This is a genomic window from Pseudomonas sp. S1_G07 (genome assembly GCF_054668565.1).
Map to the genome: position 1 here is coordinate 4,745,032 of NZ_CP162778.1, position 23,393 is coordinate 4,768,424.

Sequence of the window (23,393 nt, forward strand, 5' to 3'; positions counted from 1 at the left end):
CTCGAATTATTCCGTGCGTGTGGCTGGGGTGGTCGACGCCACGTTGTCGGCGTTGAAGCCGCCGCCCAGGGCCTGCATCAATTGAATCGACAGAGCGATTTGCCCGGCATTCAAGGTCGCCAGCTGACGCTGGGCCTGCAGCAATTGCTGCTCGATGCTGAGCACGTCCAGGTAGTTACCGATCCCGGAGCCGTAACGCTGAACCACAGTGTCGTAGGACTGCTGGGCAATGTCCGTGGCGTGTTGCTGAGCCTGGATTTGCCGGCCGGTTTCGCGCAGTTGCGACAGCGTGTTGCCGATATCGCCCAAGGCTTGCACCAGGGTTTTGTTGTACTGGGCCACGGCCAGGTCGTAGTCGGCGTCGCGGGCATCGAGGTCGGCGCGCAGGCGGCCGCCGTCGAAGATCGGCAGGGAAATGGTCGGCGCGATATTGAAGAAACGGCTGGGCGAGCCGAACATTGCGTCTCCCAGCAACGATTCCGCGCCTGCGCTCGCGCTCAGGTTGAGGTTGGGGTAGAAGCGCGTCTTGCTGGCCGCGATGTCTTTACTGGCGGCCTCGACCCGCCAACGCGCAGCGATCAGGTCCGGGCGACGGCCCAGCAGTTCGGCGGGCAGCACCGACGGTACGGCGACGGCAGCGGGTTTGAGCACCGTGGGGCGTGCCAGCTCATTGCCACGATCCGGGCCTTTGCCGAGCAACACCGCCAGGGCGATCCTGGCACTCTGCAGCTGTTTATCCGCGTCGATCAGTTGTGACTGGGAGCTGGCTTCCAGGCTCTCGGTCTGCTGGTATTGGTACTGGCTGTCGATACCCGCACTCAGGCGGCGCTTGCTCAAGTCGAGCATTTGCCGGGTGCGCTTGAGGTCGTCGGCGGCCAAGTCACGCACGATATGGGCCTGACCCAGGTCGCTGTAGGCCTTGGCCACATCGGCGGCGAGCGTCAGGCGCGCGGCCTGCTGGTCGACTTCGGCGGCGCGGGCCTGGCCCAATGCGGCTTCCCAGGCGGCGCGCTGGCCACCCCAAAGGTCGAAGTTATAGTTGAAACTGGCGCCGATCTTGCGCACGGTCGAATAGGCATCGCCCTCGCCTCGCGGGTCCTGGTCCTTGGCCAGCCGCGAGCGGCTGATACCGGCGCTGGCATCCAGGGTCGGCATGCGCGATGCGTCGGCGGCGTAAGCGGCGGCCTCGGCCTGGTGGGCACGGGCGCTGGCCACTTGCATATCGGGGCTGTTGCGCAGGGCTTCCTGGATCAGGCCGTCGAGCTGTGGGTCGCCGAGGCTTTTCCACCAGTCAGCGCTAGGCCAGGCTGCACTGGACAAGGTCACACCACTCAGGGACCGACCGGTTTGCAGGGTGTTGGCGTCGAGGCGCTTACCCTGAGTGTCGAGGCCACTGAAGTTGGCGCAACCGGCCATGCTCATGGCCACGAGCACCAGGCAAAGGGCACGTGTGTTCATTTATCACCTACCCGCTGGAGGGTGATGGGATCACCGGCAGCTATCAGAATTTTCTTGAGGATCCGTTCCAGGGTTTCCAGCTCGCCGGGCTCGAGGGCCCCGGCCAGCTGGTTCAACGCCTGGGCGCCGATCTGCGGCAGCATGTCCGCCAGGCGCTGACCACCGGCGGTCAGCACCAACTGCACCTGGCGCCGGTCCAGCTCGGAACGCTTGCGCCCGAGCAAGTCTTTTTGCTCCAGCCGATCGAGCATGCGAGTCATCGAGCCGCTATCCAGGGACAGGTGGCGGCACAGCTCCGCCGGGGTGTCGACGCCGAACTGGGCCATGATGATCAACACCTTGAACTGCGCGGCGGTGATGCCGTGGGGTTCCATATGGGTGTCGATGATGCGGTCCTTGAGGATGGCGGCGCGCCCCAGCAACAGGCCGAGGTGGCACTTGTGGAAGTTTTCAGGGGTGAAGTGCGGCATTGAGAGTCACCTTATTACTGCCTAGGCAGCGAAAGTATGACGAGATATTACTGCCTAGGCAGCGAAAGTCAAATGGAATAATTAGCTTGCTTGGTAACTTCGCGACAGATGGGCTGGAATGCATACAAATGTGGGAGCTGGCTTGCCTGCTCCCACATTTTTTACCGCGTCAGGATCAGAAATCCCGCTTATAGAAAATATCCAACGAACTGGCCACGCCACTGGCCACCTCCAGGTACACCTTCTTGCTCAACAGGTAGCGCAAGGCGATGGTGCTGGCCGGTTCAAACACCCCTACGCCGTAACGCAGGCTGAGTTTTTCGGTGATCTTGCCGCTGGCCACCACGGCGGTGTTATTGCCGCTGCCTTGGGTGTCGAGGTCGAAATCACGGATGCCCAGCTTGGTGGCAATGTCCGACGTGACGCCGGCGCTGCCCATCAAGCCCAGGCCCAGGGCGGCCTGGGCGAGCATGTTGTTGTCTTCGCCGGTGGTGCTCAGCGGACGCCCCAGCACCAGGTAGGACAGCGCCTGTTCCTGGCTCATGGCCGGTTCCGAGAAAATTTGCGTGGTTGGCTGTTCGGCGCTGCCGCTGAGGCGGATGCCGGCCACCACATCGTTGGTCTTGCGGATCGCCTCGATGTCCAGATACGGCTGGTCGAGCGGCCCGGCGAACAGCAGGCGCGCGCGGCGCACCTCGAGTCTCTGGCCGTAGGCGCGGTAGCGGCCATCGTTGAGCCACAGCTCGCCACGGGTGTCGAGGTTGTCGCCGATATGCACATGGCCCTGCACCTTGGCGGTCAGGCCGAAGCCGGAGAAGTTGAGCTGGTCTTCGCCGACCGCAACGTCGATATCCATGGCCATGGCCATCGGCGGCTTGCCCTCCTCGGTCTGGCTGCCGACGATCACCGTGTCATCCGAGACCTTGACCGTCGACGGCGGCAGTTCACGCACGGTGATATCACCGCGCGGGATCTGCACCTTGCCGGCAATGGCCAGTTTGTCGTTCTTAAGGCTGATCTTCAGGTCAGGCGCCACTTCCAGCACGGCGTACGGCTCCACCGTCACCGGCAGTTGCGAGCCTTGCAGGCGCAGGTCCACCACCAGCGCCTGGCCCCAGTCGATCCGGCCCTTGACGCTGCCCTGCCCGGCCTTGCCACTGCGCCAGCCGCCGTCGAGTTGCACACTTTCACCGGCAATCAGCGCCTGCACGTTGAGGCCTTCGAGGCTGATGGGCAGTGCCGGCCCCGAGATTTCCCCGCCCACCAGGTTCACATTGCCGTTGACCTGCGGCGCCAGCAGCCCGCCGGCAATGCGGCCGCTGCCATTGAGCTTGCCGTTGAGGGTTTCCACCATCGGCACAAACGGCCGCGCCACGGCAAGGTCGAGCCCGCTGAGATTGAAGGTGCCGGTGATCGGCTTGTTCTTCGGCAGCGGGTTGATCTGCGCTTGCAGCAGCAGTTCGCCAAGTTTGCCGCCCTGGAAATTCAACTGGGTGTCGATGCGCCTGGGGTTGAGGGTGGTTTCCAGCTTGAGGGTGTCGTAGGGGAAATCCAGCCATTGCTCCTTGTCTTTCACGCGCAAGGTGCCGCCACTGGCATCCACGGCGATCACGCCTTTGGGGCCGCTGGCGGGCAGGTCCAGTTGCAGGTCGGCATTGAGCGTGCCTTGCCAGGCGAAGTCCTTGGGCAAAAAGGCCGCCAGGCTGTCGATGGGGAATAGCTTGAGGTGGTAGCGCAACTTGGGTTCGGGCATCAGCCGTTGGTCTTCACCGCAAAAGCTGGCAGGGCCGGAGACCCAACAGTGCGCGGCAAAGGTCAGCTTGCCGTCGGCCAGGCGTTCGATTTTCGCCGGGGCTTGCAGCTTCCAGTCCTGGCCGCCGGCCTGTACGTCACCGCTGGCCAGGCGCCCGCGCCAGTTGCCTTGGTCGAGGTTGCCGTCCAGGGCCAGGGCCAGCTTGAGCAAGGGACCGACCAGGTCCAACTGGACCGCCTGGCGCTTGATATCGCCCTGGGCGCTGGCGGTCAGGGTGCCGAGCTGGGTGTCGCCACTCTGGATGCCGCTGCCCTTGAGGTCGATCTTCGCGCGCTGGGCGCTGTCGAGGGTGGCGCCGAGAGTAAGGCTTTGCAGGCGATTATCGGCATACGCCAGTTGCTGGCCTTTGAGATCGAGTTTGCCCTGGGGTGCTTTCAGGCTGCCGGCCACGTCCAGGCGCCCATTGATCTGCCCGCGTAGCTGTGGCCACAGCTGTGCCAGGCGCGCGAGCTTGATATCGATCTGCCCGGCCAGGCGTTGTTGCAGGCTGGCGCTGCCGTTGATGCGGTTGTCACCCAGGCGAATATTCAAGTTGGCCAGGGTCCATTGTTCTCCGGCGCCTTCAGCCTTGGCCGCCAGCACTGCGGTTTGGCCACGCAGGCGACCCTTGAGGTCGAGGTCGGCATTGAGCTTGAGCTGCTCGTGTTTGAATTCGCCCTGGCTGCGCAGCGGCCCGGCCAGGGTGCCGGGCAGTTCGGCAACCCAGTACGCCGGGTTCAGCGCCGACAGGTCGAGCGCCGTGTCCCAGGCGATGCCATCGGCGAATTGCAGGTTCAGGTGGCCTTCAGCCTTGCCTTGGCCGGCCGTCAGCTTCAACTCGGGCAGGAAGACTTGCTTGAGGTCGCCACTGAACGGCGTGACCAGATTGAACTTGCCTGCCGGGCCGTCGAGGTCGGCCTTGAAGTTGCCCAGGTAGTTGCCGTCTTTGTATGAAATCTCGCCATTGAATGTACGCAAGGTCACCTGCGGCTCATCGATCACCGGATAGAGGCGATGCCACGGGAAGTCGAGCCAATCGAGCTTGGCCTCCGCGCTGAAGCCTTGTTGCCAATCCAACTGGGCGCTGAGCGTGAGGCTTTGCCGGTCACCGGCCGTCAGGTCCAGCCCGGCGATCTGCGCGCCCTTGGCATCGACCTTGCCTTGCAACAGCACGTCCACCGGGCCTCTTTCTGCCGGGAGTATGGCCTTGCCCAGCAGTTGATAGCCGTTTTTCAGGTCACCTGTGGCGCTGAGGTCAAGCTGATTGAGTTGCAGGGTATCGGGCAAATCGGCGCTGGGCTTGAAGCCATCGGCGCTGATGTGCAGGGTTGCCGGCAGGTTTTCTACCAGCGGTTGCAGTTCGCCGGTGAGCTTGGCGGGCAGGTAGCCAGTGCTGTCGGCGTCGAGCGTGAGGGTTTTGAGCAGGTTGCCATCGACCTTGAGGGCCACCATCCACGGCGCACCGTCTGGGGCATAGGGCAGGCTCAGGTTGCCGGTGGCGCTCAATGGCCAATCGCCGCTGGGTTGCAGCAGACCGGCCAGGTCCAGCACCAGGTCGTCGCGCTGCAGGTGCACCGAGTCGATCCGCATGCCGGCGGCGGTCCAATGTGCCGCCAGTTGCAGGCCCTTGAGTTCCTCGCTGCCGTTGAACAGCAGGCTACCGATGCGAATGTCGCCCAACTGGAGGGCAACCGGCAACTTCAAATCCGGCAGCGTAATGGGGCCACTGCTGTCTTCGGTACTCGGGGGAAATTGCAGGCTGACCTGTTCCACATCCAGCTGATTGATGCACAGGGTCATGCGCAACAGGCAGGCCGGTGACCAATCGAACATCGGCGCATCGAGTTCCACGCGGCTATCGTCTTGCTGCCACACCAGATGATCGGCGCGCCATTGGCCACCGAGGCGGCCCTGGAAATTCTCCACCGTCAAACCCGGCACTTGGCCCAAGGCCCAGCGACTGCCCGCCTGGGTACCAAGCACCGTCCACAACGCCAGCAACCCCACGGCGAGGACCGCGATAAACACCAGCCCTGCTATTTTCAAACCACGCATCACAACTCAGGCCCCATGGAAAAGTGCAAACGAACGCCACCCGGGTCGTCCAGGGCATGGGCCAGATCGAGGCGGATCGGACCGACCGGCGAGACCCAACGGATGCCGACGCCGACGCCGGTTTTCAGGCTGGGCAAGTCCAGGGTATTGAAGGCATTGCCCTGGTCGATAAAGGTCGCTATCCGCCATTTCTCGGCGATGGAATATTGATACTCGGCGCTCAGCGCCACCATGTAGCGGCCACCGATCCGGTCGCCACGGTCGTTCTCGGGCGATAAGGTCTGGTACTCATAGCCACGCACACTCTGGTCGCCACCGGCAAAAAAACGCAGCGACGGCGGTACCGACTTGTAGCCATTGGTGGCGCTGCCGCCAACCTGCGCCCGCGCCAGGAAGCGGTGGTTGTCCCACAGAGTGGTGAGGCCCTTGACCATGGCCGTGCCGTAAAGCAGGTTGGTGTCGGAACCCAACCCCTCCTTGGCCACCTTGGTATCAAATTGCAGGCGGTAGCCATGGTGGGGGTCGATGCGGTTGTCGCTGCGCAGGTAGGAATAACTGACACCCGGCATCACCAGGTTACTGAGCCCCGAGTCGTTGCCCAGGCGATATTCTTCGCGCTGATATTTGAGCGAGATCACCCGGGTCCAGCCGCTGGGCAACTTGCTGTGCCATTCGGGGCCGAGGGTGAGCAATTTACTCAGGGTATCGGTGCCGGCCAGTTCTTCGTTCTGGTAGCCGCCGGCGAAGCGCAGTTTGTCGGTGAGCGGTGGGTCCAGCGGAATGTCGTACCACAGCCCTACGTTCTGGCGCGGCGCCGACAGTTCGGCTTCCCAGCCGTAGCTATGGCCCTGAGGGTTGACCCAGTGGCGCGTCCAGTTGGCCTTGCCACGCGGGCCGACGTCGGTGGAGAACCCCAGGCCGAGGCCCATGGTGCGGGGCTTGCGGGTTTCCAGGCGCACGTCGACCGGGATCACGTCATTGGCCGACGCAGCGGGCGCGGCGTCCACGCGCACGCCTTCGAAAAAGCCGCTGGCTTGCAGGTTCTGATTGAGCTGCGCGATCAGCTCGGAATCGTAAGGGGCACCCGCCTTGAACGGCACCATGCGTTGCAACAGCGCTTCGTCGAACGGCGTGTCGCCGGCAAAGTTGACCTTACCCAGGGTGTAGCGCGGGCCGCTGTCATACACAAGGTCAATGTCGGCAACGCCGGCCTGGGGGTCTACCGAGAGTTGCTGGTGGGTAAAGCGCCCACTGAAAAAGCCGTAGCGCGAGGCCTGGTTCTGGATCAGACGCTTGGCGTCTTCGTAATGGCCGTGGTTGAGCACGGCACCGGGTTTGAGGTCGTCGCTGACGGGCACGCGAAACGCCTTGAGGTTCGAGGCAGGGCCGTCGACCCGTAGGGTCACATTGCGCAAATGCACCGGTTCGCCGGGGTCGATGGTGAGGATCAGGCGCGGGTTCTTGCCGCCCTTCACATCGCTTTCGATCCGTGGCTGATAAAAGCCCAAGGCCTGGGCGGCCTTGCGCGCCTGCTCCTCGGCGCCACGGCTGAAGCGCAGCAAAGCCTCTTCATCACGGTCGCCCACCCCGCCGATGTAGCCTTCGATATTGGCTTTCAACGCGTCGTTTGAGGGCTTGATCCGCACGTCCAATTCGCTTTGCGCAAACGCGCCGCAGCTTGTGAACAGCAGAACCAAGCCGCTGGTAAATCTTCCTGGAAACTTCATAGGCGCGGATGCTACACGAGCTGGGGAGGCTGTTTGAACCGAGAATTGTCTGAATAATTCTGTGTTAAGCCGTTGCAGCATGTAACGGCTGCGGATTGGGGTGGAAAAACACGTGTTCCAGGATAGGGCCTACAGCGACTTCACCGATTTCCTCGTAGCCCTGACGTTTATAGAAATCCAGATAGCGTGAATTGCCCGTATCCAATACCACGCCGGAGGAGTGAGGGTCTTCGGCGCACCAGTTATGCACGGCCTGCAACAACTGCTCACCGTAATGTTTGCCCTGCAGTTGCGGGTGGATGCCCAGCAGCGGCAGCACATGCACCGACTCGCTGGGCAGGCAGGCCAGCACCGCCTGGTGGTATTCCAGATAACGCCGGGTACCGCGCACACCGGTGCTCAGCCACATGCGCAATTGCCAGGCCCAGCTCTCGGTAATCCCCAGCCGCCGTTGCGGTGGCGCGATCAAGGCAATGCCGATCAACCGGTCATTCACAAACAGACCAATCGCCGGCAGTTTCTGAAAGAAATGCTGCTTGACCAGTTCACGTACCGTGGCGCGTACGCGCTGTTCATAGCCGGCGCGTTCCGCTTCAAAGATGTAAGCGAATGTCGGCTCATGCCGATAGGCCTGGTACAACAGGGAACGGGCTTCGCGGGAATAACCGCTGTTGAGCAGGCGTATCTCGGCAAGGGCGGTGTCTGTATCAGGCATACGGTGAATCTCCCTGGGCGCCACTCAAAGGATGGCGTTCTTATGGGTACGAACCTGCACGGCGGCAGTCGTTCCCAGACATTAGCAGCGCATCTGTCCTACCGCCATGCTGGCCCCCATCCGACTTGTCGGCTAGCATCGCCCTTTTGCCAGGACTGGACTGCCGACCATGAAAATCGTCTCCTTCAATATCAACGGGCTGCGCGCTCGCCCTCATCAGCTGGCGGCGCTGATTGAAAAGCACCAGCCGGACGTCATCGGCCTGCAGGAAACCAAAGTGCACGATGACCAGTTCCCGCTGGCCGAAATACAAGCCTTGGGCTATCACGTGTACTACCACGGGCAAAAGGGCCATTACGGCGTGGCCATGCTCTCGCGCCAGGAAGCCCTGAGCGTACAGAAAGGCTTCGCCAGCGATGACGAAGACGCCCAGCGCCGTTTTATCTGGGGCACGTTCGCGGACGAAAACGGCCATCCGGTGACCATCATGAACGGCTATTTCCCACAAGGCGAAAGCCGCGACCACCCGACCAAGTTCCCGGCCAAGCAACGTTTCTACGAAGATTTGCAGCAATTACTGGAAAGCCAATTCAGCAATGAGCAGGCGCTGGTGGTGATGGGCGATGTGAATATTTCCCCGCAAGACTGCGACATCGGCATTGGCGCCGATAACGCCAAGCGCTGGCTGAAAACCGGCAAGTGCAGCTTCCTGCCGGAGGAGCGCGAGTGGATGGCTCGCCTGAAGAACTGGGGCCTGGTGGACAGCTTCCGGCACCTGAACCCGGACGTGACCGACCGTTTCAGCTGGTTCGACTACCGCAGTCGTGGCTTTGAAGACGAGCCTAAGCGCGGGCTGCGCATCGATGTGATCATGGCGTCCACGGGCCTGGTGCCGCGCGTGAAAGATGCCGGCGTCGATTACGATTTGCGGGGCCTGGAAAAGCCCTCGGACCATGCGCCGATCTGGTTGGAATTGAGCTGAGTCCATTCAATGCAGGCCTGCCCCTGCAGTTGGATTGATAACGCATCAGTCACATGATTGAAATGCAACTGACTTAATCTCCCGGCACTCCCTTTGGCTTAAGAAGGTGCCGGCATGACGCTGCGCGTTCTGTTTCTGTTGTGTGGCGTATTTTCCTTTTCCGCTGTGGCCGCTCCCCTACCCGTTCCCGACCAGGGTCCCGCATTGCGCATCCAGGGTTCCAACACCATTGGCGCCGCGCTGGGGCCGGCGTTGGTCAAAGGGTTGATGGAGCATCAGGGGCTGCGCAGCGTGCACAGCGAACCCGTCGAGGGTGCCAATGAGCAGCGCATGGTTGGCAAGACGCGCCAGGGCAAGACGGTCACCGTGGAAGTCGCGGCCCACGGTTCAAGCACCGGGTTCGCCGCATTGAAAAAAGCCAGCGCCGACCTCGCCGCCTCTTCGCGCCCGATCAAAGACGGTGAACTGGTGGACCTGGAACCCCTCGGCGACCTGAAAAGCCCCGAGGCCGAACAAGTGATCGCCATCGACGGCCTGGCGATCATCGTCAACCCAAGCAACCCGTTGACCAGCCTGAACACTGAGCAACTGGCGCAGATTTTTAACGGCCAGACCAGCACCTGGGAAGCATTGGGGGGCGTCGGTGGTGCCATTCATGTGTATGCGCGGGATGACCAATCCGGCACCTACGACACGTTCAAGGAACTGGTGCTGCGCCTGCGCGACAAACCCCTTGTGTCGTCGGCCAAGCGTTTCGAGTCCAGCGAGCAGCTGTCCGATGCGGTCAGCCAGGACCCCCAAGGCATCGGTTTTATCGGCTTGCCGTACGTGCGCAAGGCCAAGGCCGTGGCGATTGTCGACGGCGACTCGCACCCCATGTTGCCGTTGAACAGCTTGATTGCCACCGAGGATTACCCGCTGTCACGGCGGTTGTTCTTTTACCTGCCGCCATCGGGCCATAACCCGTGGGCCAAGGCACTGGTGAGATTTACCCAGAGCAGCCAAGGCCAGGCGATCGTGGCGGCCAACGGGTTTATCGCGCAGCAGGTGCAGGCGATGGCCGTGGAGCCACGCCCGTCGATGCCCGAGGACTATCAGGCCATCGCTCGCGACGCCCAGCGGCTGACGGTGAATTTTCGCTTTGAGGAAGGCAGCGCCAGCCTGGATAACAAGGCGCGCCAGGACCTGCAGCGCGTGGTGGCGTATCTCAAAGACCACGAAAAACTCGACAAGCAGGTCACGCTGGTGGGGTTTGGCGATGCCAAGAACGACCCGCAACGCGCGGCGTTGCTGTCGAAACTGCGCGCGATGGCGGTGCGTCGGGAGTTGGTCAAACACCGCGTGGTGCTGCGCGATATTCGCGGGTTTGGCGCGCAGATGCCGGTGGCGACGAATACGGCGGATGAAGGGCGGATCAAGAATCGGCGGGTGGAGGTTTGGGTGTATTGAGCCCTGGGTTTTGTGTTGTTGACGCCGGCCTCATCGCGGCATAGGTATCTACACAACGTTGGCTCAACGCTGAACGCCCGGCAGATAGGGCTGTTGTGGGAGCCGGGCTTGTCCCAATGCTGGTCAGTTAAGGATGTGACGCGCTGTGGCGAGCGGGCTTGCCCCGCTCGCCACAGGGAGATTTGTCAGGTTCTGAAAATGTGTAGATACCCATGCTCATCGGGCGCGGCGGTCTTACTGCCCGCCGCGCATCAGCTCTTTGGGCACGTACTTGCCGATCTCGAACTTGCCGATCGCCGCCCGGTGCACTTCGTCCGGGCCGTCGGCCAGGCGCAGGGTGCGCTGCATGGCGTACATGTAGGCCAGCGGAAAGTCGTTGGATACACCGGCACCGCCGTGGATCTGGATGGCGCGGTCGATCACTTTCAAGGCCACGTTCGGTGCCACCACCTTGATCTGCGCGATTTCGCTCTTCGCCACTTTGTTACCCACGGTGTCCATCATGTACGCCGCTTTCAATGTCAGCAGCCGTGCCATGTCGATTTCCATGCGCGAGTCGGCGATCTTGTCGATATTGCCGCCCAACCGTGCCAGCGGCTTGCCGAACGCGGTGCGGCTGACGGAGCGTTTGCACATCAATTCCAGCGCCCGCTCGGCCATGCCGATGGAGCGCATGCAGTGGTGGATACGGCCCGGGCCAAGGCGGCCCTGGGCGATTTCAAAGCCGCGACCTTCGCCGAGCAGGACGTTTTCATAGGGCACCCGCACGTTGTCGAACAGCACTTCGGCGTGGCCGTGGGGTGCGTCGTCATAGCCGAATACCGGCAGCGGACGCACAATTTTCACCCCCGGCGCATCCACCGGAACCAAAATCATCGAGTGCTGTTGGTGGCGCGGTGCGTCGGGATTGCTCAAGCCCATGAAGATCAGGATCTTGCAGCGCGGGTCGCAGGCACCGGAGGTCCACCATTTCTTGCCGTTGATCACCCATTCGTCGCCCTGGCGTTCGGCGCGGGCGGCCATGTTGGTGGCATCGGAAGAAGCAACGTCCGGTTCGGTCATGGCGAATGCCGAGCGGATCTCGCCGCGCAACAACGGTTCGAGCCAGCGCTGTTTCTGTTCTTCATTGGCATAGCGCACCAGCACTTCCATATTGCCGGTGTCGGGGGCGGAGCAGTTGAACGGTTCCGGGCCCAACAGCGAGCGGCCCATGATCTCCGCCAGCGGTGCGTATTCAAGATTGGTCAGGCCGGCGCCCAGTTCGGACTCGGGCAGAAACAGGTTCCACAGGCCCTCGGCTTTGGCCTTGGCTTTCAACGTTTCCATGATGGCTGTGGGCTGCCAGCGGTCGCCTTCGCTGACTTGCCGTTCAAACACCGGCTCGGCCGGGTAGACGTAGGCGTCCATGAACGCGGTGACGCGTTCACGCAGTTCCTGAACCTTGGGCGAATAGGCGAAATCCATGGGCAGCTCCCTTCTTTGAGAGGTTGTTTAGGTCATGCATTCGATGCTAGAACAGCGTTGATAATTTACCTAGCCTATTCTCGGCGTGTATTAACATTCATCACCGATATATGATCGGCGCCTCAGCACGCAACCAATCGCCATCTAACAATAAGAGCGCAACCCCATGAATCTGAGCAAGGTCGACCTCAACCTGTTTATCGTCTTTGACGCGATCTACACCGAAGCCAACCTGACCCGCGCCGGGCAGATTGTCGGGATCACCCAGCCGGCGGTGTCCAACGCCCTGGCGCGTCTGCGCGAGACCTTCAACGACCCGCTGTTCGTACGTACCGCTCAAGGCATGGTGCCCACGCCGATGGCGCAGAACATCATCGGCCCGGTGCGCAATGCGCTGTCGCTGCTGCGGGTGTCGGTGCAGGAAAGCCGCATCTTCAACCCGCAGCAGGCGGCCAAGACCTATCGCATCAGCATGACCGACCTCACCGAGGCGGTGATCCTGCCACCGCTGTTCCAGCGTCTGCGTCGCCTGGCGCCGACCGTGGTCATCGAGAGTTTCCTGTCCAAACGCCGCGAAACCACCAAGGAACTGGCCGCCGGGCGCCTGGACTTTGCCGTGGATGCGCCGCTCAACACCGACCCGCAGGTGCGCCATGTCAAGTTGATGGAAGACCGTTACGTGTGCGCCATGCGCAAGGGCCACCCGCTGGCGGGCAAGGACAAGCTGAGCCTGGACGATTACCTGGGGCTGACCCATATCCATATCTCCAGCCGTCGCAACGGCCTGGGCCATGTCGACCTGGCCCTGGGCAAGATGGGCCTGCAGCGCAAGATCGCCTTGCGTTCCCAGCATTACCTGATGGCCTCCCAAGTGCTGCAGCAAACCGACATGGTGATGACCGTGCCGGAGCGCTTCGCTCGGCGCCATGAACTGCACTGGTTCTATTTGCCGATCAATGACGTGCCATCGGTGGAAACCCATCTGTACTGGCACGAAAGCACCGACCAGGACCCGGCGAACCGCTGGATGCGTGAGCAGATGATCGAGTTGTGCCAGCAGGTCACGGCCCATGAGAAGAAGCTGGACAAACTGCAAGCCCATTCCGTGTAGGAGCGAGAACAGCCGGCAGGCTTGACGTTTACGTCAACCTGCCATTAGCTTAGCGCCAAGACCTTCTTGAGCGCCTCCATGAGCACGACCTACAGCATCTCCGACCTTGCCCGCGAACTCGACATCACCACCCGCGCCATTCGCTTCTACGAAGAACAGGGCCTGCTGGCCCCGGAGCGCCGGGGCCAGGAGCGTATCTATTCGGCACGGGACAAGGTCAGCCTCAAGCTGATCCTGCGCGGCAAGCGTATCGGTTTTTCCCTGGCCGAGTGCCGCGAGCTGATCGAACTCTACGACCCGTCCAGCGGCAACCATATCCAGCTCAACAGCATGCTGGCGAAAATCGCCGAGCGCCGCGAGCAGCTGGAACAGCAACTGTTGGATATCGAACAGATGAAACTGGAGCTGGACACCGCCGAAGAGCGCTGCACCCAAGCCCTTGCGCACACCATGAGCCAGGCCGGCCATTGATCAGAAGGTAACTGCCATGTCCCTACCCTCACACGTACGCCTGGTGGAAGTCGGCCCGCGCGACGGTTTGCAGAACGAAGCCCAGCCCATCAGCGTGGCCGACAAAGTGCAGTTGGTGGACGCCCTCAGCGCCGCCGGCTTGAGCTATATCGAAGTCGGCAGCTTTGTGTCGCCCAAGTGGGTGCCGCAGATGGCCGGCTCCGCCGAGGTGTTTGCGCAGATACAACGCAAGCCCGGCGTGACCTACGGCGCGCTGGCGCCGAACCTGCGTGGTTTTGAAGACGCGCTGGCGGCTGGCGTCAAAGAGGTTGCGGTATTTGCGGCGGCGTCCGAGGCGTTTTCCCAACGCAATATCAACTGCTCCATCCGCGAGAGCCTGGAGCGCTTTATACCGATCATGGCTGCCGCCAAGCAGCATGGGGTGAGTGTGCGCGGTTATGTGTCCTGCGTGCTGGGCTGCCCGTACGAAGGCACGGTCGCCCCGGAACAGGTGGCGACGGTCGCGCGCGAACTGTTTTCCATGGGCTGTTATGAGGTGTCCCTGGGCGACACCATCGGCACCGGCACGGCGGGGGCCACGCGGCGGCTGTTTGAGGTGGTGGGTGCGCAGGTGCCACGGGACAAGCTGGCCGGTCACTTCCATGACACCTATGGCCAGGCGATTGCCAATGTCTACGCCAGCCTGCTGGAAGGTATCCACGTCTTCGACAGCTCTATCGCAGGCCTTGGCGGCTGCCCTTATGCCAAAGGCGCCAGCGGTAACGTCGCCACCGAAGATGTGGTGTACCTGCTCAATGGGTTAGGGATCGACACCGGAATTGACCTGGAGGCGTTGATTCGCGCGGGGCGGCAAATCAGCAACGTCCTCGGACGCCCCAGCGGATCGCGGGTCGCCAAGGCACGTAACGCCGGTTGAGTAGCGCGGCTGTGACAATGTGTTACCGCACGCTGACAAAGCGAGTAACACGGGAACATTTCTCGCCCGGTTTACCGCAGGTCATTTCCCACAAAAAATACAACACGCTGATTTTAAAAGACTTTTAAAAGTTGGCACGCCTTCTGCTATCTCTTTGGCATAACAAGAATAAAAAGCGCCAAACCTAATAAAAATAAGACGAAACGACTCTGACATAACAAAAACAACACGGCAGAGACGCAGCTAACAGATTTTTTTGGAGAAGATGTGCTTCGCAGGGTCAGGCTCGCCGAAACCCGCAACCGGTTAGAGAAAAATAAAACTACCTCAGGTAGCTGCCCACTGGTTGGATCGATAACGAAGAAGCAGATCAGCGCTCAAAAAAATACGTTTGCTCTTGACCCCGAATGGGGGTCGCCAAAAATAGCGGTAAAGGGTAACGGTTGCCAAAAACAACAATAGACCGCCCCTCAATAATAAAAAAAGAGCACGCAACGACACATTAAAGGGGACCTTCGGGTCCCCTTTGTGCTTTCTCCCGTTGATGTTTCAGAGCTGCGTACCCTGCTCCGCCGCGTGATTATTGAGTATTTTTCGCGTCAACAACGCTAGCCCCAGGTTTTCCTGTTCCCTTCGTGCGGTGCTGAGCGCGTCCATCTGTTTTACATAGAAGTCACTTTGCATCGAGCCATCCACCAGAATCTGTTCCCGGCTCATGCCCAGCGCACTTGCCACCCTCTCGACCGCCTGGTCTCGTGTTGTTTGCCAGGCATCCCTTGTCGCTTGATCCACTTGAGCACCCGGCGCTTCCTGCGACCTCGACAACTCATACAAAGCGTCGGTCTTTTCATCTATACGCTCGATTTCGCCGGCTATCAGCGCTTTGAACTCAGCGCCATAGTGCGTACGCAGGTATCTGTCCCAGAAGGCTTGTTGAACCAGAAACGTTTCCTGATCGCTGCTGACCGCTTCGGCTGTGAGTATTTGAGCGTAGGCGTCATTGATGGCCGCTTGGCTCACGTTGGCCACCTGAGAAAACAGCATCTCCCGCGACTTGACCGGTAAAGCCAGCTTGTCTGCCAACCCAATTCGATACGCCAGAATCACTTCACTCTGCTCTGTAAACGCAGCGCCTCTGGAAATCACCTCTCGTTGCGCAATCTCATCGACCAACTTCAGTCGAAACAGTTTTTTCGATGCGCTCAACAACTGATTCTCAAGATCCGGTCCATCTGCCAGATCAGTAACGTTCAGCACAAACAGTTCACGCTCCAGGTTCATGAACTCAAGCGTGCTGCCATCACCACAAGTGACCCTGTCGTCGGCAATCTCGAACAATCCATTGCGGATACTCTCGCTTTCGCTGACCGCCTTGAGCATCTCCCAAACACGCGCCCTCAATTGCGGTCGGGTGGCTGCGGTGAGGTATTCGGCGGACCGTGTGGTATCGGCCACGACTGTAAGCAATGTGCTTGATTGCGGATTGGCCGTGAGCGAGTCCCAGATGGTTTCACAGCGGGATCGCTCGGTTTGCTCCAGGTCACGCAGCCATGCCTCGCGCCCTTCGGCAGCCGTAACATGCTCCCAGCCTGGCTGAACCACAGGGGCCTGGAGACCAAGCCGCTGGAGCGTCTGTGCTGATAACGGATTGTCGTGCAGATTGATTCGTTGAGGATGCTCATACGCATACTCGGGCAGCGTGCTGATCTGGTTCGAATGCAGATCGATCCAGGCAAGCTGCGTCAGATGTTCCGCGCCAGAGGGAAAGGTCGTTGTGGCTGTGTCGCTCAAGTCAAGCCGATTGAGGCTGCGCATTCCGCTCAGGTTGGCGGTCCATCCCAAACGGAGGTTGCCGGACAGATTGAGGATCTTCAAACGGTGCATCCCTTCCAGCCGCGCGTTCGCCTCTGCGGTCAGCTCAATATCATTTGTACTCACGTCCAGCTTGGTCAACCACATACCGTCATTGGCAAAATCCGGCAATTGGGTCAGATAGTTTCCATGGAGCTTCAACCAGCGCAATCTGCCAAAACACCTCAAGAACGCCATTGAGTCGTCGGTCAGGCTCATACGGCTCAAATTAAGACTGCCCACATGATCCATATTGGCGGTGATCATCGGAAGTTGCCCGATGGACTCCTCAGACAAATCCAGGCTGCAGCCGATGGGCGTCCCATCCGCCGCGAAGCTTGGGGCAGAGGCTCGCTGCCAAGCGTATTTGATCGAATGGGCAACCCTGCGCCTGGCACGGGCATAGGCTGAGCCCGCCTCCTCGCTCCATGTGGCCAGTACGGTATCAAGCTGCTCGAATTCATGCCCAAGCGCGGTCAATCTTGCCAGGAGGTCAGCATCGCTACGTCCCTCAAGGTCCAGAAAGGCTTCCACCTCTTCAAGTGTCTTGGATGGATAGACCTTGGCTGCGGCAAGGCTACAAGAGAAAGGACGTTTCGCGGCTCCCCCCACAGGGCTCAATGGATAACCGAAACGCCCATCGGCAAGGCGCAGGGGTGATTTGTAAGCGGGATTGATGGGCTGCACACCCAACGCACGTCTGGCCACTGACTCACTCAATGGCTGGCGCACAAGCTCGGATTTCAGATCTTCGGTCGCGATATTGAGCGCTTCCCAGTCTGTGAATTGCCCGCCCGTGGTGTACCAAAGCGCGCTGTAGAAAGCATCTTTGTCTGCACGTGAGTACAGGGTGCTACCCGATGCATCGAGGACTTCCCAATGCTCCATGCTGGCACGTACCAGTTTAAAGTGCCGGGGCGCATCTGCGCTGCCAACGCGGTCGAGCACTGTGCCCGTGGAGCTGCCGGCGCGCAATTCGATGCCTGTACCATCCAACTTACCGGGGATCGCTGCCAGCTTGTGCAAGGCAAGCCGCGCGCTGTCCATCGTCAGTCGAGTGTCAAAGTTGATGGCAACGTTTGCGCGCATGATACGCACACGGGGCAAATAACAGCGTGCCTCTTCTGCCAAACGCAACGGCAGGCGCGAGTGTTGTGCCATTTGTTCCAGTTCGGCGCTGTTGGCGTGAGCCAGGATTTCTTCGATGACCCGTTTGGGCAGGCCAGGAAAGGAGCGCTGGACCAACTGCACATTGCTGTCACCGGACAGGTTACTGGACGCAATGTTGTGCTCGATGATTTCAATGCGATGGTCGGTTGCCAATTGCAGCAAACGCCGCTGGTAATTCGCAGCCCTTTTGGCATCAGACGGCACGTCAAGCGCCCGCCTCTGGAGCGGGCGTTGCAAGTGTTCTGGCAATTCGACTTCGGTCGGGCCGAACATAAGATCGAGCGTAACGGTATCGCGCACAATGCCCTCGTCCAGTAACTGACGCGCTTCGACCAGGTCCATCTGCGCCAACAGAGACGGCAAGATACGCCCTGCATGAACATCGCCTTCGTCCAGACGAATCACTGGCTTTTGCGTGTTTGCATCAGCCGATTGCCATACGACGTTGCCGCTATCGTCAATGACTGCGACCGTCTTCGTAGCAGGCCACACACCCTCGCGCGTGATCAGCTTGAGCTGCTGATACCCGTCTACACGCATAAGCGCTTCAGGCTCCGTACTGCGCAAATTTTCGAGCAACGTCTGGTACCTGGCGTTCGCCTCGAAATGTCCCAGGGCCTCCATGAACAGCGGTGGGGGCAACTGCTGGTCGATGTAGATGGCGCGCAGCTCTTCATCCGTCACCCCGCTCATGACCCTGAGCCGCTCCAAGTCTGTATCGCTCAGGGCATCGACAGTGTGCCCTATACGGCGTAACAACGTCCTGCGGTCCCAGGTCAGGGGCTGTTCGAACTCATGCACCCAGGCACCGCCGCCGTTATGCCGAATGCGCGGTGAATACTGCGAAGCGTCGTCTGGATGAATCAGCCGGGTATCGTTGTGGGTGCCGGCGACTTTATAGTGCCCGCCCTCCACCGGTAGGTAACTCTCGCCGTCATGAACGTAAAGCCCCCTGGCATCAGGTTTGAGCTCAGCAGGCAACGTAATCGAGTGCCTGAAAGCCCCCAGATCGGAGTCAAGCAAGCGGACTCTTGCGTCCGCAAATTCGACACGGACCAGGCGCTTAACGAACGCCGACTCCTTGGCCAACAGCAGTGCCTTGGGAATCGCCAACCCCGCCACACTCAGCAATACCGTCGAGAAATGCGCCCAGGCCTCTTGAGCGTGCCCGCCGGACCACGACTCGATTCCTTCGAAAAGCTCGTAGGCCATTTGCAGAGCCCCCACGGCCAGCATGACTTCGCCAAGACCAGGCACCACAAGCCCTGCCACGTTCAGAATGTCCAGCAGCCTGTTTCCCCACAACGACAGCCTGGCGCTTGCGACACGGTTATCCATGTCCGCAGTCGAAACAGCTGCGGCGCGACTGTTGGCCATGATCACGCGGATGCTCTGCAACGCGCTGTCCAGCCACACATCCTTTAATGACAGGCCGTAGCCGAAGTCGGCTGGACTACGGATCCTGCTTTTACGAGCCGGGTCGAAGTCCTGGAACTGAGTGAACTTTCCCGTAGGGTCAAGCAGCGTCTTGAGTTTGGTGAAAAAAACCTCCTGTTCGGAAAGCGGCACGAATTGGCTGAAGAACGCACGGTACTCGGCCTTGCACAAACGCGTGGTCAACTCATCGGCAAACCAGCCTAGATTGGAGTATTCCTTCAAGACACATTCTGGATCGCCCGGGATATAAACCAGGCATCGACGTGGCTGAGTCGAAGCATTCCTTAAGTGGGGTTTTACCGCCACAGGCCCGATGATCAGAATATTTTCCAGCGTCAATGCGCACAGCGAAAACCTGGAGAACTTAATATCCTCCCCGTCCAGCTGCCTGCCGCTTTGGTTGACGAGGATATCCCTTATCAACGCATGGCCATCATTCTGGATGTCCCGCTTCATCACCGCGACCTGCGCGGCCAGTTCCAATTGGTTGCGATGCGCGGTGATCATCGAGCTGTAAAGCTTACCGGAGGCTACCCCCGCAATTGTCGAGGTGATCTGCGTATTGAGGGTGGCACGGACATGCTCGTAGTACCGCGCCCCGAGGTCCAGTGTCCTGCACATGCGGGCAAACTCATGTGCCTTGATTCCGGCCGGCATAGACCTGAGATCGCCGGAATGCGGCAGTAAAGGCCGATGAAAATCGTATCGGGTAATCAGGTGGCAGTCCTGGCAAACGGGCACCCTGGTTTCATCTTCGTTGAAGTTGCTCAGTGCCGCTTCAAGCAGGCTCACCCCTTTATAGAAATAGAACCTTGATGTCCGTGCCGACTTACTGCTTTGGGAAGCTTCATAGGGCACGCGATCACATTCCTTTTGTTCCATCTTGCGGGCATAAAAAACCCGCCTGACATCCAATTGAAGGCCGAAGGTTTTCTTGATGGCCTCGACCAGCAAGGGTTCGGCAAAATCCGCGGCACTGTTCAACCCGATCAGCAGTTGGTCCAACTGATTCAACGAACGCCGGCTACGTACATGGATCGCCTTGAGCGCGTCCCTGCTTGGACCCGACGCATGCTTGAACCAATCCGGAATGTTCAGTGGCTGCAGGGCCAGTTGTGTTTTGTGTTTGGCCAGCGAATCGGTGTACCAGCCGGGTGTGTTGTCTCTGAGGGTGTGAAGGTGAACATCTTGTTCATTCTGGTCTGAAGTGGTCTCTGGCACGTGCGTAACCCTGGGGAACGAAATAGGTTCGCTACCCTAGGTTGTGGCATGGGCACACAAGCGGCACACAAATATCACCTTGCGTATGGCGACGTGTGTCAGCCGCGGCTGATCTCTTCCAGGGTGATCTCGCGCATCCGAAACTTCTGGATCTTGCCCGTCACCGTCATCGGAAACTCATCCACGAATTTGAAATGCTTGGGTGTCTTGAAGTGCGCAATACGGCCCTTGCACCAGGTGTGCAAATCCAGTTCGCTGGCCACATGGTCAGGATGGAGCTTGACCCAGGCGACGATCTCTTCGCCGTAACGCTCATCGGGAATGCCGATGACCTGCACATCGGCCACCGCCGGGTGGGTGAAGAAAAACTCTTCCAGCTCCCGCGGGTACACGTTCTCGCCACCCCGGATGATCATGTCCTTGTTACGCCCGGCGATGCACACATAGCCGTGTTCATCCATGGTCGCCAGGTCGCCGGTGTGCATCCAGCCCGCGTCGTCGATGGCCTCGCGGGTGCCCTGCGGGTTGTTCCAGTAGCCGAGCATCACGCTGTAGCCACGGGTGCACAGTTCGCCGATCTGGCCGCGCGCCACCGTGTTGCCGGCGTCGTCGATGATCTTGTTTTCCAGTTGCGGCTGGGTGCGGCCGACAGTCGTCACCCGGCGCTCCAGGTCATCATTTGCACCGGTCTGCAACGACACCGGGCTGGTCTCGGTCATGCCGTAGGCAATCTGCACCTCCCCCATGTGCAGCTCGCTGATGACCCGCCGCATCACTTCGATGGGGCACGTTGCGCCGGCCATGATGCCGGTGCGCAGGGTGGATAATTCGAACTCGCCCCGGCGTGGGTGATCGAGCAAGGCGATAAACATGGTCGGTACACCGTACAGGCCAGTGGCGCGCTCTTCGGCAATGGCACCGAGGGTCAGCAGCGGGTCGAAGCCGTCACTGGGGTAGATGATGGTGGAGCCGTGGGTAATGCAGCCCAGGTTGCCCATCACCATGGCGAAGCAGTGATACAGCGGCACAGGGATCACCAGGCGGTCCTGCGCGCCCAGGCCCAGGCTTTCGCCGACCATGTAGCCGTTGTTGAGGATGTTGTGGTGACTGAGGGTGGCACCCTTGGGGAAGCCGGTGGTACCGGAGGTGTATTGGATATTGACGGGTTGGTCGAAGTGCAGGCTGCGTTGGCGGTCATGCAATTGCTCGGGCGAGACACCTGCGCCGAGGATCGCCAGCTGCGACCAGGGCATAAAACCCGGCGGCGGGCTGGGGTCGAGGCTGATGATGCCCTGCAGGTCCGGCTTCAGTTCCTGCAGCATGGCGTGGTAGTCAGAGGTCTTGAACGAGCCGGCGCACACCAGCCACTGGCAACCGGATTGCTTGAGCACGTAGTCCAGTTCGCTGCTGCGATAGGCCGGGTTGATATTCACCAGGATAACCCCGAGCTTGGCGCTGGCGATCTGGCTGATCAGCCACTGCGCGCAATTGGGCGCCCAGATGCCCAGGCGGTCGCCGGCCTGCATGCCCAGGGCCAGGAAGGCACGGGCGTGCAGCTCAACCGTCTCGGCCAGTTGCTGCCAGGTGTAGCGGCGTTGCTGATGACGCACCACCAAGGCTTCGCCATCGGGATGTTGCGCGACGGTTTGATCGAAAGCCTGGCCAATGGTCATGGCCAATAAGGGCTTATCCTGGGAGCCACGGCTGTAGCTCTGGTCCGACTGTTCCATAACGACCCCTGTTGTCTTTTTTGTAGGTTGACGTAAACGTAAACTACGATTGACAGTGCCGCAACGCAAGCTTACGTTAACGTAAAGGTGAGCGCCCTCTCCTGGCCCATCACCCACACAACAACAACGCTCACATTAAGGTGCCAGTCATGAGTTACCCGTCCCTGAACTTCGCCCTCGGTGAAACCATCGACATGCTGCGCGACCAGGTGCAGTCCTTCGTGGCCAAGGAAATTGCCCCCCGCGCGGCGCAGATCGACATCGACAACCTGTTCCCCGCCGACCTGTGGCGCAAGTTCGGCGACATGGGCCTGCTGGGTATCACCGTGGCGGAAGAATATGGCGGCGCCGGCCTGGGTTACCTGGCCCACGTGGTGGCCATGGAAGAGATCAGCCGCGGTTCGGCCTCGGTGGCGTTGTCCTACGGCGCCCACTCCAACCTGTGTGTGAACCAGATCAACCGCAACGGCAACCATGAACAGAAACTCAACTACCTGCCCCAGCTGATCAGCGGCGAACACATCGGCGCCCTGGCCATGAGCGAGCCGAATGCGGGCTCCGATGTGGTCTCGATGAAATTGCGCGCCGACAAACGCGGCGACCGCTATGTGCTCAATGGCAGCAAGACCTGGATCACCAACGGCCCCGACGCCAACACCTACGTGATCTACGCCAAGACCGACCTGGAAAAGGGCCCCCACGGCATTACCGCATTTATCGTCGAACGCGACTGGAAAGGCTTCAGCCGCAGCAACAAGTTCGACAAATTGGGCATGCGCGGCTCCAACACCTGCGAGCTGTTCTTCGATGACGTGGAGGTGCCCGAAGAAAACATCCTCGGCATGCTCAACGGCGGTGTGAAAGTGCTGATGAGCGGCCTGGACTACGAGCGCGTGGTGCTCTCGGGTGGCCCGACCGGCATCATGCAGGCCTGCATGGACCTGATCGTGCCGTACATCCACGACCGCAAACAGTTCGGCCAGAGCATCGGCGAATTCCAGTTGATCCAGGGCAAGGTCGCCGACATGTACACCCAGCTCAACGCCAGCCGCGCCTACCTCTACGCGGTGGCCCAGGCCTGCGAGCGCGGCGAAACCACGCGCAAGGACGCCGCCGGGGTGATCCTCTACAGCGCCGAACGCGCCACGCAAATGGCCCTCGACGCCATCCAGATTCTCGGCGGCAATGGCTATATCAACGAATTCCCCGCCGGACGCCTGCTGCGGGATGCCAAGCTGTATGAAATCGGTGCGGGCACCAGTGAGATTCGGCGGATGCTGATCGGTCGCGAACTGTTCAATGAAACGAAATGAATTTCGCAGCTGCCAGTTATCAGCTGCAAGCTGCAAGTCAGAGCGACGTGCTCACTTGCAG

General features: G+C 60.4%; 14 protein-coding genes. 6 read left to right on the forward strand and 8 right to left on the reverse strand.

The window, feature by feature from the left end; translation table 11 throughout:
• Nucleotides 1–6: 6 nt before the first annotated feature.
• The 5 genes from AB4O05_RS21530 to AB4O05_RS21550 all read right to left on the reverse strand — a co-directional run bounded on the left by AB4O05_RS21530 (nt 7) and on the right by AB4O05_RS21550 (nt 8,217).
• A complete protein-coding gene (locus AB4O05_RS21530; protein ID WP_460135399.1) occupies nt 7–1,458 on the reverse strand; it encodes an efflux transporter outer membrane subunit in 1,452 nt (483 codons plus the stop codon).
• On the reverse strand, nt 1,455–1,928 hold the full coding sequence (locus tag AB4O05_RS21535; protein ID WP_460135398.1) for a MarR family winged helix-turn-helix transcriptional regulator: 474 nt from the start codon (nt 1,926–1,928) through the stop codon (nt 1,455–1,457). The genes AB4O05_RS21530 and AB4O05_RS21535 overlap by 4 nt, the downstream gene beginning before the upstream one ends.
• A gap of 175 nt (nt 1,929–2,103) precedes the next feature.
• Nucleotides 2,104–5,775: a translocation/assembly module TamB domain-containing protein gene (locus AB4O05_RS21540; protein ID WP_460164798.1), complete on the reverse strand. Its 3,672-nt coding sequence runs from the start codon at nt 5,773–5,775 to the stop codon at nt 2,104–2,106.
• Entirely contained in the window at nt 5,775–7,502 is a 1,728-nt protein-coding gene (locus AB4O05_RS21545) for an autotransporter assembly complex protein TamA (protein WP_460135397.1), read from the reverse strand. Before AB4O05_RS21545 ends, AB4O05_RS21540 begins: the two co-directional genes overlap by 1 nt.
• Nucleotides 7,503–7,566: 64 nt before the next feature.
• Nucleotides 7,567–8,217 carry a GNAT family N-acetyltransferase gene (locus AB4O05_RS21550; RefSeq protein ID WP_460135396.1) on the reverse strand — a complete coding sequence of 217 codons (651 nt, stop codon included), beginning with the start codon at nt 8,215–8,217 and terminating at the stop codon, nt 7,567–7,569.
• 169 nt (nt 8,218–8,386) lie between these two features.
• Between AB4O05_RS21550 and xthA the strand changes: the two genes are divergently transcribed.
• Together xthA and AB4O05_RS21560 are read left to right on the forward strand one after the other, a co-directional pair.
• Complete coding sequence (gene xthA / locus AB4O05_RS21555) at nt 8,387–9,199, forward strand: exodeoxyribonuclease III (RefSeq protein ID WP_460135395.1); 813 nt, start codon at nt 8,387–8,389, stop codon at nt 9,197–9,199.
• 114 nt (nt 9,200–9,313) lie between these two features.
• Nucleotides 9,314–10,648 carry a substrate-binding domain-containing protein gene (locus AB4O05_RS21560; protein WP_460135394.1) on the forward strand — a complete coding sequence of 445 codons (1,335 nt, stop codon included), beginning with the start codon at nt 9,314–9,316 and terminating at the stop codon, nt 10,646–10,648.
• 234 nt (nt 10,649–10,882) lie between these two features.
• Here AB4O05_RS21560 and AB4O05_RS21565 read toward each other — a convergent pair whose 3' ends face one another.
• Nucleotides 10,883–12,112: an acyl-CoA dehydrogenase gene (locus tag AB4O05_RS21565; RefSeq protein ID WP_460135393.1), complete on the reverse strand. Its 1,230-nt coding sequence runs from the start codon at nt 12,110–12,112 to the stop codon at nt 10,883–10,885.
• 166 nt (nt 12,113–12,278) lie between these two features.
• Between AB4O05_RS21565 and AB4O05_RS21570 the strand changes: the two genes are divergently transcribed.
• The 3 genes from AB4O05_RS21570 to AB4O05_RS21580 all read left to right on the forward strand — a co-directional run bounded on the left by AB4O05_RS21570 (nt 12,279) and on the right by AB4O05_RS21580 (nt 14,610).
• A complete protein-coding gene (locus tag AB4O05_RS21570; protein WP_460135392.1) occupies nt 12,279–13,223 on the forward strand; it encodes a LysR family transcriptional regulator in 945 nt (314 codons plus the stop codon).
• A 78-nt stretch (nt 13,224–13,301) separates the two neighbouring features.
• Nucleotides 13,302–13,694: a MerR family transcriptional regulator gene (locus AB4O05_RS21575; protein WP_406959950.1), complete on the forward strand. Its 393-nt coding sequence runs from the start codon at nt 13,302–13,304 to the stop codon at nt 13,692–13,694.
• A gap of 16 nt (nt 13,695–13,710) precedes the next feature.
• Nucleotides 13,711–14,610: a hydroxymethylglutaryl-CoA lyase gene (locus AB4O05_RS21580; RefSeq protein WP_460135391.1), complete on the forward strand. Its 900-nt coding sequence runs from the start codon at nt 13,711–13,713 to the stop codon at nt 14,608–14,610.
• Between the two features lie 549 nt (nt 14,611–15,159).
• Here AB4O05_RS21580 and AB4O05_RS21585 read toward each other — a convergent pair.
• Nucleotides 15,160–20,289 (reverse strand): NEL-type E3 ubiquitin ligase domain-containing protein, encoded by a 5,130-nt coding sequence (locus AB4O05_RS21585; RefSeq protein ID WP_460135389.1) that lies wholly within the window; start codon nt 20,287–20,289, stop codon nt 15,160–15,162.
• A gap of 98 nt (nt 20,290–20,387) precedes the next feature.
• Complete coding sequence (locus AB4O05_RS21590; protein ID WP_460135388.1) at nt 20,388–22,019, reverse strand: AMP-binding protein; 1,632 nt, start codon at nt 22,017–22,019, stop codon at nt 20,388–20,390.
• Between the two features lie 149 nt (nt 22,020–22,168).
• On the opposite strand from AB4O05_RS21590, the gene AB4O05_RS21595 reads away from it, so the two are divergent.
• Nucleotides 22,169–23,332, forward strand: coding sequence for an isovaleryl-CoA dehydrogenase (locus AB4O05_RS21595; protein ID WP_460135387.1), 1,164 nt, complete (start codon nt 22,169–22,171; stop codon nt 23,330–23,332).
• Nucleotides 23,333–23,393: the final 61 nt, after the last annotated feature.

Bases quoted from the DNA above. Each gene is read 5' to 3' on its own strand.
- xthA (WP_460135395.1), top strand. From the start codon at position 8,387: ATGAAAATCGTCTCCTTCAATATCAACGGGCTGCGCGCTCGCCCTCAT.
- AB4O05_RS21595 (WP_460135387.1), top strand. From the start codon at position 22,169: ATGAGTTACCCGTCCCTGAACTTCGCCCTCGGTGAAACCATCGACATG.
- AB4O05_RS21565 (WP_460135393.1), bottom strand. From the start codon at position 12,112: ATGGATTTCGCCTATTCGCCCAAGGTTCAGGAACTGCGTGAACGCGTC.
- AB4O05_RS21560 (WP_460135394.1), top strand. From the start codon at position 9,314: ATGACGCTGCGCGTTCTGTTTCTGTTGTGTGGCGTATTTTCCTTTTCC.
- AB4O05_RS21550 (WP_460135396.1), bottom strand. From the start codon at position 8,217: ATGCCTGATACAGACACCGCCCTTGCCGAGATACGCCTGCTCAACAGC.
- AB4O05_RS21535 (WP_460135398.1), bottom strand. From the start codon at position 1,928: ATGCCGCACTTCACCCCTGAAAACTTCCACAAGTGCCACCTCGGCCTG.
- AB4O05_RS21545 (WP_460135397.1), bottom strand. From the start codon at position 7,502: ATGAAGTTTCCAGGAAGATTTACCAGCGGCTTGGTTCTGCTGTTCACA.
- AB4O05_RS21540 (WP_460164798.1), bottom strand. From the start codon at position 5,775: ATGCGTGGTTTGAAAATAGCAGGGCTGGTGTTTATCGCGGTCCTCGCC.
- AB4O05_RS21580 (WP_460135391.1), top strand. From the start codon at position 13,711: ATGTCCCTACCCTCACACGTACGCCTGGTGGAAGTCGGCCCGCGCGAC.
- AB4O05_RS21530 (WP_460135399.1), bottom strand. From the start codon at position 1,458: ATGAACACACGTGCCCTTTGCCTGGTGCTCGTGGCCATGAGCATGGCC.
- AB4O05_RS21570 (WP_460135392.1), top strand. From the start codon at position 12,279: ATGAATCTGAGCAAGGTCGACCTCAACCTGTTTATCGTCTTTGACGCG.
- AB4O05_RS21575 (WP_406959950.1), top strand. From the start codon at position 13,302: ATGAGCACGACCTACAGCATCTCCGACCTTGCCCGCGAACTCGACATC.
- AB4O05_RS21590 (WP_460135388.1), bottom strand. From the start codon at position 22,019: ATGGAACAGTCGGACCAGAGCTACAGCCGTGGCTCCCAGGATAAGCCC.